Here is a 12,150-nt window from a genome sequence, read left to right as displayed (position 1 = left end):
GAGGCAGTATGACTATTGTCACTGTTTGCGAGGGCTGTCACAGGCGACAAAGCGAATGACACAGAGACAAAAACGGAAAAGGCGCGCGGCTTCTACACTGGTTAAAACCGTGAAGGGTAATAAGGAGCTGATATGTCTGATTCACAGGTCGCGCTGCTTGAGAGCGTACAACAATTTCTGGCGCGCCAGCACGGGCTCTATATTGACGGGAAACAACAGGCCTCACGCAGTGACAAGCGCCTGACCGTTTGGGACCCGGCGACGGGCAAATCTATTGCCACCACGGCGGATGCGAACAGCGCGGATGTCGATGCCGCGGTAATGTCCGCCTGGCGCGCGTTCGTTGACCGCCGCTGGGCAGGGCGTATGCCCGCCGAGCGCGAGCGTATCCTGCTGCGTTTTGCTGATTTAGTGGAAAAGCACTCGGAAGAACTGGCCCAGCTGGAAACGCTGGAGCAGGGCAAGTCGATCAACATTTCCCGCATGTTTGAAGTGGCCTGTACGTTGAACTGGATGCGTTACACCGCCGGGCTGGCGACCAAAATTACCGGGCAAACGCTGGACGTCTCTATTCCGCTGCCCGCGGGCGCGCGTTATCAGGCGTGGACGCGTAAAGAGCCGGTGGGCGTGGTGGCCGGGATTGTGCCATGGAACTTCCCGCTGATGATTGGCATGTGGAAAGTAATGCCCGCGCTGGCCGCAGGCTGTTCTATCGTGATCAAACCGTCCGAAACCACACCGTTGACGCTGCTGCGTGTGGCGGAACTGGCAACCGAGGCCGGTGTCCCGGAAGGCGTATTTAACGTGGTGACCGGCAGCGGTGCCGAGTGTGGTTCGGCGCTGACGTCGCATCCACATGTCGCCAAAGTAAGCTTTACCGGCTCAACTGCGACGGGCAAACAGATCGCCCGCACGGCGGCGGACAGACTGACGCGCGTTACGCTGGAACTGGGCGGTAAAAACCCGGCAATTGTGCTGAAAGACGCCGATCCGCAATGGGTGATTGAAGGCCTGATGATGGGCAGCTTCCTCAATCAGGGCCAGGTCTGTGCGGCCAGCTCGCGGATATACATTGAAGCGCCGTTGTTTGACACCCTGGTTACCGGTTTTGAGCAGGCGGTGAAATCGCTAAATGTCGGGCCGGGTATGTCCGAAAACGCACAGATTAACCCGCTGGCCTCACGTGCGCACTGCGACAAAGTCTCGGCGTTCCTGCATGAAGCCGAGCAAAGCAAAGCCGAACTGATTAGCGGTAATAACGGGCCAGAGGGCCAGGGTTATTACGTTCGACCGACGCTGGTGGTTAACCCAGATGCGCGTTTGCGTTTAACGCGCGAGGAAGTCTTTGGGCCGGTGGTGAACCTGGTGCGCGTCGCGGACGGTGACGAAGCGCTGCGTCTGGCAAATGAAAGCGAATACGGCCTGACCGCCAGTGTCTGGACGCAAAATCTCTCTCAGGCATTGGGCTACAGCGACCGCTTACAGGCGGGTACGGTGTGGGTAAATAGCCATACGCTGATTGACCCAAATCTGCCGTTTGGTGGCATGAAGCAGTCCGGTACCGGACGCGATTTCGGCCCGGACTGGCTCGACGGTTGGTGTGAAACCAAATCAGTATGCGTGCGGTATTAAAAAAACCAGAGCCCTCTCAATCGGGAGGGCTTTTCATCAGTGGGCCGCCAGTACGTGAAAGAAGGCAGGGTCCGCCTGAATCACTGCCAGAACTTTGGCCGCCAGTCCTGTCGGGTTACGCCTTTTCGCTTCCCAGCTTTTAATGGTATCGAGGCTGGTTCCCAGCGCTTTCGCCATTTCGCTTTGAGAAACGTTGAGCTGCTCTCTGATGGCTTTTACGTCAGCAATTTCATAGCGGGTAACACGGCCAGGGGCTTTGTCGCCGTTTTTGATGTCGACCGCTTCTTCCAGTGACGCTTTCAACTCGTTAAAAAAAGTCATATCACACCTCGTCTTTCAGTAATTTTGTGAGTTTCTTGAGAGCTGATTTTTCTGAATCCGTCAGGGAGTCTTTGACGTTTTTGGGGTAAGCCAGCACCAGCCAGACAATCTCTTCGGTGGCCAGAAAGTAGATAACTCTGGCACTTCCGCTTTTTCCCTGTGAGCCCGTTGCCATTCTGATTTTCCGCAAACCCCCGGTTTGCTGTATGACATCGCCCCGGGTGGGGAACTGGATAAGTTCTCTTTGCAGTTCTTTCAGCTCATCATCCGTGGCGATCGTTTTAATCTGCCGGGTGAACTGAGGCGTTTCGATAAACTCAATGGCATGGGTCACGAGCACACTCTCCTTGTGCGGGTACAATGTACACCCATTTTGGGTACTATGTACACCGTTAATGATGACGACGACAGGATGTTGCCGTGCATACTATTCCTGCGCCAGGCGTTTCGCGGGATGGAGAGTGAAATGTGCGTACATGCTCGGAAAGATTCGTTCTGGAGTCTGTGAAACTTATTCCGGCAAGTCGAAAACCTGCAGCATGTAACCGCCGCGTGCAAAGTTGATATATTTATCGGTTTTCAGCGAGGAAATGATATTGAGAATGCTGCTGCGTGACAGCCCGGTGCGTTCTTGAATGTAGTTGAGAATATTGACGCGGGCTTTTGTTTCTTCCGGCAGTTTATCGAGTTCACGAAGGTAGTGGCAAACGATGGGGAAAGTGCGTTGGTTTACGATTTGCATGTCTCGACACAGCATGGTGTTGGTGTGATACGCCAGCACTTCCGCTACGTCACGCCACAGGCCATTTTGTTCAATCGCAGAGGTGGCGTCCTGGAGTTCCAGTCGGGAAAGTAAACACGGTGTTTCCGCGCGCAATTTATTGCCACGAAGCGGCGAGAACATCTCGGAAAAACCAAATATATGAGGTTCAGTGACGGTGGCGATTAAAATGCTGTCAGTGACCCTCGACACGGATAATTCTCCCTCAAGGAAAACATACACGTACGGCACGCCGCCATGATCCCAGTTCAGACGTTTTTTGGGTGCGACGTCGATGATTTTACCGAGAGGCTTCAGGACGGTGATCAGACGGTCAATTGCCGCAGTGGGTCTTTCTGGAGGTGTAATCATAAGTAACCTGACAAGAATGAAAATCTGAGTGTTATTCTAGAGGATAAACGCGCCTGGGGCCGAATTACTACAGGGTTTAAATCCATTGTGGGTTGCGTGTGAACGTGAAATGGTTCTCCATCCACCATTGGAAATCAACAGAGTAGATATTTATTAATGAACTTTGCGGTTTCGTGGTGCATATTTCCGCTCCTTATGTTCATACAGTAAATTGTCGGCCTTAATAAATGCAGTTTCCAGCGTGTCCTGTTTCAGCATCTGATAGCTGCCCCACGAAAATGCCACCAGCCGACGGTCATCGGTTTGCAGAAGTTTATCGGTAATGCGCTGAATCACTTCGTGGGCTTTATCCAGCCCGGCATCCAGCAGAATAATGTTGAACTCATCGCCGCCAGGGCGAATGCCGTAGTCACTTTTACGCAGGGAAGTGGCGATGGCGCTGCCGAGCAGTTTAATGGCCTGATCACCCGTATGATGCCCCAGCGTATCGTTAATGCGTTTGAGTCCATCGCAGTCGATGGCAATAATCGTCACGGCTATTTGTCGGCTCAGCAAGCTACGTATTTTTTCATCCAGTTGCGCATTGATAATTTTGCGATTAAACAGACCGGTCAGTGGATCGGTCACATTATCTCGGGCCAGCGAAGCGTTACGATCAAGGTGATAGCGCGCGGACTGGCAGAGCAGCAGCGTGGTCAGAATATACATCACAATCATCCACAGCTGATTCAGAATGAAGAACTGAAAATCAAGGCAGATATGCAGCGTGTAGTAACGGGTAATGGGGGCCTGATAATTGATCATCGGGAACGACGTCCAGGACGGTTGATGGAACTGAATGATTTTTCCGCTACGATTATCCGCAACGTAGATCGTCAAAAAGGACCATAAAACCGGACGTTCAGGGGTATAAAATGAGGTGGCCAGGTCGGTAATATTAAAATCGGTTACCAGTACGCCTTCCACTTTGCCGGATACAAATACCGGGTTCAGGGTGCTGATGATATTTTTGCCTGTAATGCTGTCTTTATAAATATGCGAAACAATATTATTCCCAAGCTGTAAATCCGCGAGCGCCTTTGTGCCTATTTCGAGTGAAATAGCATCGGAGTCGATACGGATGTTTTTTCCGTCAGACATCAGCCAGTTGTGGAAAACGTATTTACGCGAGTCGATCAGGCGGTTGATGTAAATATAATGCTTTTTAAGATTGATGTAGTAACGCATATTGTCAAAGGTGTAGCCGGTATAATTCGAAAAGCTGTAACGCGGCAACGGGCTTACACGATAGTTTAACAACCCTGCCAGGGCGGGCACGTCTGCGGCCCAGGAGTGGCATTCACGGGAGCGCGTTTGCAGCGTTCCGACAAGCGCTGGCAGCGTGTGCGAGATAAGGTTCAGGCCATAAATGCCGTTGATCCGCTCCATGTGTTGGCAAACGGTAGCCGGATCGTTTTCACCCGGCACAGGGACAACCGGAGCAGATAATGCGGTGGAGATATTATAAGCAATGCGCTGATTAATATATTCTTCATGAAACAGGGCGGATTTCCCGTTTTCGGCAATATACCCCATGTAGCTGGTTAAATTGCGGTACTCCCGGAACAGCAAACCGGTGAAGACGGCGGTAGTGAGAATGACAATAGCCGCAAGGGTAATCGTCCGCTTATTATTCACTAAAATACCCCGTTCCTTTCCCAATCCTGTCCACGCTTCCAGTATAGCGCGGGAAATATATCACCCCTGTTTCTCTTTAACGAAGCCTGAGATCAAAAAAGGGGCCGAAGCCCCTTATATTTACTTCTTCTGTTCGCCAAGCGTCGGCGTTTCATTGAAGAAATTCCACGGTTTCAGCAGCGCGTGAACCCATTCGGTTGGCATAATCGGCCACTCTTCCGCACGAGCCACGTGCGTGGTGCCGGTGGTTACCCACACCACGTCATCCTGGTTATCCACCGATTCATTATCCTGGGTGTACTGACCCAGACCGGTGTCGTGGGTGGAACGGTTAGGATACTTGCCTTCCGGGTAACGTTCATCCGCCTTGTAGCGGGTCACCCACAGTTGTTTATCCATAAAGCTCAGGCGGTGATAAATCCACTCGTCAGGCGCGAATTTCGCCCCGGTCGCCACCGGATGGGTGCCACCGGCGTACGGGATAATCTGGTACGAAACCGGATTACCCATACGGTTCTCTTTGCTGGTGTTGCTCAGCAGACGAATAGTACCCGGATCGAATTTTTGTGCCGCCTGCTGCTCGGTGTCGATCGTATGCTGGTCAATCTGCATCGTACTGGTCCGCGGGCCACCGGCGGTGTTTGGCTTCACATCCGGATCCATCGCCACCAGGCGGTTGCTTTCGCCATCTACATCCAGGTCGAGCCGGAAATTGTAGATGTGCTGGTGGGTGGTGCCGACGATGTTGTGGTCGATGAGCGTGCCGTATTTGGTGTCATCTTTGGCGGTCGCGTCGTGCATGGTTTTGGACTGCACGCCTTTCACCGCTTCGATACCCGTTGCTCCGGCATCAATACCGATGGTGCCGTTTTCGTGGAATACCCAGTCAAAGATGTAGTCGTAGTTGCCGACGGTGCTTATCCAGCGAATAACCAGCTCCCGGCGCTCGGTGCTGACGTTCGGCTGGCCCATTTCCTGATGCTTATATTCTGGCCCGGCGTAGCGTTCAAAGACCGCGATCGCGTGTGGAATATTCATTGGCGCACCGGTGTAATCGGCGATGGTTTCATCCAGCAGCACGGCATTTGACGGCGCATCTTTGCCGCGGGCGATAGGCGAGGTCAGGGTGCCCATGCCGTAGTCGCCGGAATCCAGATACGCTTTGAAGTACCAGCCCACGTCCGGGTCACCGTAAGGGACGATCATCCCGCCGAGGGAACCTTCGTACATGATTTTGCGTTTGGTCCCGTTGTCGTTAAAGGTCACGGTTGACAAAATCGGCCCAACGCGAGAATCCAGACGCAGGTGGAAATCCCAGTTCTGCCAGTGCACCATATCGCCGGTGATGGTGTAGTTCTTGCCTTCTGGTTCGATGATTTCCAGCGGTTTAAGCTGTTTAGCCACGCGGTCACGGCCATCATACGGACGCGGCGTCATTGGCACCGGGATCACCGGGCCTTCTTCAATTTTAATGATTTTCTTCTGTTCCAGGTCGACGACTGCCACCAGGTTTTCAATCGGGTGCGCCCAGTAGTTGCCGTCGCCGACGTCCAGATAGCTCACGACTTTCAGCAGGCGATCTTCCTGCTTCAGGCCGTCTTTGCCGTCGAAATAGCCGACGGTCAGCGGAGTGGTGATCACCTTAGTCGTGTCAGTGATGCCGTGTTTTTTCAGCACGTCAGCAAATTCTTTGCTGGCGTTGATGATGTTCTGCACGGAGGAGAAATCGTCCAGCAGCACCATACCGTGCGCGTCTTTGATCGGCGCCCAGTGCAGCACTTTTTTATTCTTTAAATCGACCTGGCTTTCAATCACCTGTTTGCCGTCGAGCATCGTCACGTTCGCCAGGCGATCTTCATCGACGGCAGTGCCACTCATGACGAAGTTCCAGACTTTCGCTTTTTCCGGTTCGGCGAGGGTAATTTGCGTGAAGCGCGTATTCGGTTTGAAATCCGGCGAGGCCTTAACAATCTCAACCGCTTCTTTGATTTCGTTTGCGGTCAGCGCATTAAGCGGGTGCGGGCGCTTCTCGACCTGGAAAGTCTGATCCAGGCCGGACTGGAACACGTCGTTGATAAAGGTATCCGAAATCCAGGCTTTGTTGTTTTTCATCACCACCGGCACCTGCAATGTCAGGGTTTTGCCGTTAACGATGGCGGTTTTGGCACCGGGTTTTACCTTCACAAACGCGCCGTCTTTGGCGATGGTGAACATCTGGGCGTAATCATCCCACTGCACGTCGGCGCCGAACTCCTGCAACGTCTTGTCCATCGGAACCATATGGGCTTCGCCGCCGTGCGCGAAAACCGGGGCTTGCCAACTGCACATCAGGGCGACCGCAAGGGCCAGCGCCGTTTTACGGGCGGAAAAAGGAGAAAAGCTTCCCATTTGTTAACCTCGTATAGTTATGTTCTTAGAGTCACGACACGCTCACCCTAACAGCGAGCAGACGCACGACGTTTGCCTGCACCTGCCAGGTGTTTTGTCAGATTTGCCAGATTAGAATGTTGAGCTTTAAGCCCGGTGAGCGACGTGCCACCGGGCAACAGGAAGGTTAGAAATCGCTTTGCTGACGGGCCACCAGCGTCAGGATCGAATAGAGCGCGACCGGCTGCTGATGCTGGTTAAACACTTCCACTGCCCATTCCACCACACCGGTCGGTTTATCGTCGGCGGTTTTCTGACGCTTAACGGTTTTACGTTTCACAGTCAGACGCACCTGAATGGTATCGCCCGGTTTCACCGGTTCGATAAAGCGCAGGTTTTCCATGCCGTAGTTGGCGATAACCGGGCCGACGCCCGCATCGACAAACAGACCTGCGGCAGCAGAAATCACGAAATAGCCGTGCACCACCCGTTCGCCAAACATGGATTCTGCCGCGCCGATTTTGTCCATGTGCGCGTAGAAATGGTCGCCGCTCAGGCAGGCAAAATTCACGATATCGGTTTCTGTCAGGGTTCGGCGGGGGGTCAACAGGCTGTCGCCGGGCTGCAATTCTTCAAAATATTTACGGAACGGATGCACGCGGTCTTCCTGCACCTGCGCACCGCGAACCCATTGCTGGCTGACGCTCGCCAGCATCGTTGGGCTACCCTGAACGGCGGTGCGTTGCAGGTAGTGCTTCACCGCTCGCAGACCACCCAACTCTTCGCCACCGCCCGCGCGGCCCGGCCCGCCATGCAGCAGCTGCGACAGCGGAGAACCGTGCCCGGTGGATTCTTTCGACGACTCTTCATTGAGAATTTGGATACGACCGTGGGCGCGAGCCGCACCGAGAATAAATTCGCGCGCAAGAGCCGGATCCGCGGTGACCAGCGTGCCTGCCAGGCTGCCCTGACCGGCGCGGGCCAGCGCCAGACTGTGCGCGCGGGTCTGATACGGCATCAGCGTGGCGACCGGGCCAAAGGCTTCAATGGCGTGAACCGCCGGACTTTCGTCCGGATGCGGACAGAACAGCAGGGTCGGTGGGTAGAATGCGCCTGTCGCCTGCATATCTGCTTTGCCACCCAGACGCACTTCGCAGCCTGCGGCCACCAGTGCATCAACTTTTTCCTGCACGTCCGCGCGCTGATCGGCGTTAACCAGCGATCCCATTTTCACGCCTTCTACGGCCGGGTCACCCATTTTAACACCCTGTAAACGGGCTACCAGCGCGTCGCTCACCGCCTGAATCTGCGCCTGTGGCACGATGATGCGGCGAATGGCGGTACATTTTTGTCCCGCTTTGGCGGTCATCTCACGCACTACTTCGCGAATGAACAGCGCAAACTCCGGCTGCTCCGGCGTGACGTCTTCGCCCAGCACACAGCAGTTCAGCGAGTCGGCTTCCATGGTGAACGGAATCGAATTTTTAACGATGTTCGGATGAATGCGCAGCGACTGCCCGGTTTGCGCCGAGCCGGTGAACGTCACCACGTCCTGGAAATCGAGGTGGTCGAGCAGGTCGCCCGCGCCGCCGCAAATCAGGCTTATCGCACCGTCTGGCACTAAACCGCTGTCAATGATGGATTTTACCATCGCCTGTGTCACCTGCGCGCTGGTGGTGGCGGGCTTGATGATGGCGGGCATCCCGGCGAGCCACGTTGGTGCCAGTTTTTCCAGCATTCCCCAACACGGGAAGTTGAACGCGTTAATGTGCACCGCGACGCCCGATTTTGCCGTCAGCACGTGGCGGGCGGCGAAACCGCCATTTTTCGACAGCGGAATCAGCTCATCTTCCGGCCATAACACGTCGTCAGGCAGCTCGCGTGCGCCGAGTCCCGCGTAGGTAAACAGCGTGCCAATGCCGCCTTCGATGTCCACCCAGCTGTCAGCGCGGGTTGCCCCGGTTTCTGCGGAAAGGGCATAGAACGCGTCTTTTTGCTCCAGCAAATATTTTGCCACCGCTTTCAGCATGGCGGCCCGTTCAACAAAGGTCATTTTTCCGAGCGCTTCACCGCCATTCTCAATGGCGTAACGGCGCGCCTGCGCCAGATCCAGCCCTTCGCTGGTCACTTCCCAAAGTGGTTCGCCGGTAATCGCATGGTGAATTGTCCGCGCTCGGCCCCGGCCAGACTGCCAGCTGCCGGATAAGAAACTGGTTAACTGCTGCATTGTGTCTCTCCGTAAATGTTACGTCATTTCGCCATACATAGTTTGATTATGAATCATAAAAATCAATGCCGAATTTAATAATTTATTAACAATGCGATCTTTGTCTGCATCGGCTGATTTATTACTTCTCTGTTATGTAACGATATTTCTATTTACTCTGCGAGGAGCGTCACAGAATACACAAACCATTCTTGGGGTTTTAGTTAACCTTTATGTAACTTCACATAAACAATATGATTCACAAAAATGCATTAAGTGAATCAAATGGGAATCATAAAGGTGACAATGTGACTGAAGAACAACGCTTTGAAGCGCGCATCGCCGAAGAGACGGCCATCGAGCCGCAGGACTGGATGCCCGAGGCGTACCGGAAAACCCTGATCCGCCAGATTGGCCAGCACGCGCATTCTGAGATTGTCGGCATGCTACCGGAAGGTAACTGGATAACTCGCGCGCCGACACTGCGCCGCAAGGCCATTCTGCTGGCGAAAGTGCAGGACGAAGCGGGGCACGGCCTTTATCTCTACAGCGCGGCGGAAACCCTCGGCTGCGCTCGCGAAGACATCTACCAAAAGATGCTCGACGGCCGCATGAAGTACTCCTCCATCTTCAATTACCCGACGCTGAACTGGGCCGATATCGGCGTGATTGGCTGGCTGGTTGACGGGGCTGCGATCGTCAATCAGGTGGCGCTGTGCCGTACGTCTTATGGCCCGTATGCCCGGGCGATGGTGAAAATCTGTAAGGAAGAGAGCTTCCATCAGCGCCAGGGATTCGAAGCCTGCATGGCGCTGGCGAACGGCAGCGAAGAGCAGCGCGAGATGTTGCAGGACGCCATCAACCGCTTCTGGTGGCCAGCGCTGATGATGTTCGGACCTAACGATGACAGCTCGCCGAACAGCGCCCAGAGCCTGGCGTGGAAAATCAAGCGCTTCGGTAATGACGAACTGCGTCAGCGCTTTGTCGACAACACCGTTCCGCAGGTTGAAATGCTCGGCATGACCGTGCCGGACCCGGACCTGACGCGTGACGAAAGCACCGGCGAGTACCGCTTCGGCGCCATCGACTGGAATGAATTTAATGACGTAATTAACGGGCGTGGCATTTGCAACCACGAACGTCTGGCCGCCAAGCGTAAAGCCTGGGAAGAGGGCGCCTGGGTGCGGGAAGCCGCGCTGGCGCATGCCGAAAAACAGCAGGCCCGCAACGTGGCGTAAGGAGAACAACAATGAGCAATGTCTACTGGCCGTTATATGAAGTGTTCGTTCGCAGCAAACAAGGTTTATCGCACCGTCACGTAGGCAGCCTGCACGCCGCCGACGATCGCATGGCGCTGGAAAATGCCCGTGATGCCTACACCCGCCGCAGCGAAGGCTGCTCAATCTGGGTGGTAAAAGCGAGCGAAATCGTGGCCTCGCAGCCGGAAGAATGCGGTGAATTTTTCGATCCGGCGGAGAGCAAAATCTATCGCCACCCGACGTTCTATACCTTGCCTGACGGCATCGAGCACATGTGAGGCAGTCATGAAGAATCACGATCCTATCGCGACCTACGCTCTGCGCCTCGGCGACAACTGTCTGGTGCTTTCTCAGCGCCTTTCGGCCTGGTGCGGTCACGCCCCGGAGCTGGAAATCGATCTGGCGCTGGCCAATATCGGGCTCGATCTGATGGGCCAGGCGCGAAATTTCCTGACCTACGCCGCTGAACGTCAGGGCGAGGGAGATGAAGACACGCTGGCGTTTGGCCGCGATGAACGCCAGTTCTGCAACATCCTGCTGGTCGAGCAGCCGAACGGTAACTTCGCTGACACCCTGGCGCGCCAGCTGTTTATTGATGCCTGGCACGTGGCGTTGTTCAGTCGACTGACGAGCAGCAAAGACGCACAGATTGCCGCCATCGCCGCCAAAGCCATCAAAGAAGCGCGTTATCACCTGCGCTTCAGCCGTGGCTGGGTTGAGCGTCTGGGCGGTGGGACCGAACTTTCCGCCGCGCGGATGCAGGCCGCCATCGACAATCTGTGGCGCTTCACCGCCGAACTGTTCCAGGTCGATGCGCTGGAAGAAACGCTGATTACCGAAGGCGTCGCTGTCGACCCGCGCGAGTTGAAAGCCGGCTGGCTGGCGGAAATTTCCAGCGTACTGGCCGCCGCAGAACTCAACGTTCCGCAGGAGCAGCCGTACCGCACCGGTGGCAAACAGGGGCTGCACACCGAACATCTGGGGCCAATGCTGGCAGAAATGCAGTATCTGCAGCGTTCGTATCCCGGTCAGCAGTGGTAACGGAGGTCGCTATGCAACAACGTCTCGCCAGTATTGCTCCCGCTGAAGTCCACGAGATTTGGACGCTGTTAAGTCAGATTTCAGACCCGGAAGTGCCGGTGCTGACCATCACCGATCTCGGGATGGTGCGCAGCGTGACGCCGCAGGGCGATGGCTGGGTGGTGGGCTTCACGCCAACCTATTCTGGCTGCCCGGCAACGGAGCATCTGCTCGGTGAGATCCGCACCGCGATGACCGCGCACGGCTACACGCCGGTGCATATCGTCCTGCAGCTTGACCCGCCGTGGACCACGGACTGGATGACACCGGATGCCCGTGAACGTCTGCGCCAGTACGGCATCAGCCCGCCACAGGCCCATGCCTGCCATGCGGGAATGCCGACAGATGTGGCCTGTCCGCGCTGCGGCAGCACCCACACGTCGATGATCAGTGAATTCGGTTCCACGGCCTGCAAAGCGTTATACCGCTGCGACAGCTGCCGGGAACCCTTTGATTACTTTAAATGTATTTGAGGT

At 55.1% G+C, this 12,150-nt stretch carries 11 protein-coding genes; 5 read left to right on the top strand and 6 right to left on the bottom strand.

Features of this window, described 5'->3' with window-relative positions:
- Positions 1 to 132 precede the first annotated feature (132 nt).
- Complete coding sequence (locus A8O29_RS12365) at positions 133 to 1,632, top strand: aldehyde dehydrogenase family protein (protein ID WP_125354003.1); 1,500 nt, start codon at positions 133 to 135, stop codon at positions 1,630 to 1,632.
- 36 nt (positions 1,633 to 1,668) lie between these two features.
- Here the strand turns inward: A8O29_RS12365 and nadS are convergent, their stop codons facing one another.
- The 6 genes from nadS to paaZ all read right to left on the bottom strand — a co-directional run bounded on the left by nadS (position 1,669) and on the right by paaZ (position 9,356).
- Positions 1,669 to 1,953: a NadS family protein gene (gene nadS, locus A8O29_RS12360; RefSeq protein WP_125354004.1), complete on the bottom strand. Its 285-nt coding sequence runs from the start codon at positions 1,951 to 1,953 to the stop codon at positions 1,669 to 1,671.
- Between the two features lies 1 nt (position 1,954).
- Positions 1,955 to 2,287 (bottom strand): type II toxin-antitoxin system RelE/ParE family toxin, encoded by a 333-nt coding sequence (locus A8O29_RS12355; protein ID WP_125354005.1) that lies wholly within the window; start codon positions 2,285 to 2,287, stop codon positions 1,955 to 1,957.
- A 177-nt stretch (positions 2,288 to 2,464) separates the two neighbouring features.
- Complete coding sequence (locus A8O29_RS12350; protein WP_125354006.1) at positions 2,465 to 3,085, bottom strand: helix-turn-helix domain-containing protein; 621 nt, start codon at positions 3,083 to 3,085, stop codon at positions 2,465 to 2,467.
- A 153-nt stretch (positions 3,086 to 3,238) separates the two neighbouring features.
- Positions 3,239 to 4,762 carry a diguanylate cyclase DgcJ gene (gene dgcJ, locus A8O29_RS12345; RefSeq protein ID WP_246316610.1) on the bottom strand — a complete coding sequence of 508 codons (1,524 nt, stop codon included), beginning with the start codon at positions 4,760 to 4,762 and terminating at the stop codon, positions 3,239 to 3,241.
- A 120-nt stretch (positions 4,763 to 4,882) separates the two neighbouring features.
- On the bottom strand, positions 4,883 to 7,150 hold the full coding sequence (tynA, locus tag A8O29_RS12340) for a primary-amine oxidase (protein WP_159465348.1): 2,268 nt from the start codon (positions 7,148 to 7,150) through the stop codon (positions 4,883 to 4,885).
- Between the two features lie 166 nt (positions 7,151 to 7,316).
- Positions 7,317 to 9,356 (bottom strand): phenylacetic acid degradation bifunctional protein PaaZ, encoded by a 2,040-nt coding sequence (paaZ, locus tag A8O29_RS12335; RefSeq protein ID WP_174081320.1) that lies wholly within the window; start codon positions 9,354 to 9,356, stop codon positions 7,317 to 7,319.
- A 287-nt stretch (positions 9,357 to 9,643) separates the two neighbouring features.
- On the opposite strand from paaZ, the gene paaA reads away from it, so the two are divergent.
- Genes paaA through paaD form a run of 4 tightly spaced genes read left to right on the top strand, consistent with a single transcriptional unit; the run spans position 9,644 to position 12,147 of the window.
- Positions 9,644 to 10,573 (top strand): 1,2-phenylacetyl-CoA epoxidase subunit PaaA, encoded by a 930-nt coding sequence (paaA, locus tag A8O29_RS12330; RefSeq protein WP_246316609.1) that lies wholly within the window; start codon positions 9,644 to 9,646, stop codon positions 10,571 to 10,573.
- An 11-nt stretch (positions 10,574 to 10,584) separates the two neighbouring features.
- On the top strand, positions 10,585 to 10,872 hold the full coding sequence (gene paaB / locus A8O29_RS12325; RefSeq protein WP_125355045.1) for a 1,2-phenylacetyl-CoA epoxidase subunit PaaB: 288 nt from the start codon (positions 10,585 to 10,587) through the stop codon (positions 10,870 to 10,872).
- Between the two features lie 7 nt (positions 10,873 to 10,879).
- Positions 10,880 to 11,635, top strand: coding sequence for a 1,2-phenylacetyl-CoA epoxidase subunit PaaC (gene paaC, locus A8O29_RS12320; RefSeq protein WP_125355046.1), 756 nt, complete (start codon positions 10,880 to 10,882; stop codon positions 11,633 to 11,635).
- Between the two features lie 11 nt (positions 11,636 to 11,646).
- The gene (gene paaD, locus A8O29_RS12315; protein WP_174081319.1) at positions 11,647 to 12,147 is read left to right on the top strand and encodes a 1,2-phenylacetyl-CoA epoxidase subunit PaaD; all 501 of its coding nucleotides are present in this window, start codon (positions 11,647 to 11,649) and stop codon (positions 12,145 to 12,147) included.
- Positions 12,148 to 12,150: the final 3 nt, after the last annotated feature.

Origin of the sequence: Scandinavium goeteborgense (assembly GCF_003935895.2) — a bacterium.
GTDB classification, from domain to species: domain Bacteria; phylum Pseudomonadota; class Gammaproteobacteria; order Enterobacterales; family Enterobacteriaceae; genus Scandinavium; species Scandinavium goeteborgense.
The sequence above is the reverse complement of the archived record's forward strand: the minus strand, read 5'-3'. Positions and strand labels throughout refer to the sequence as shown.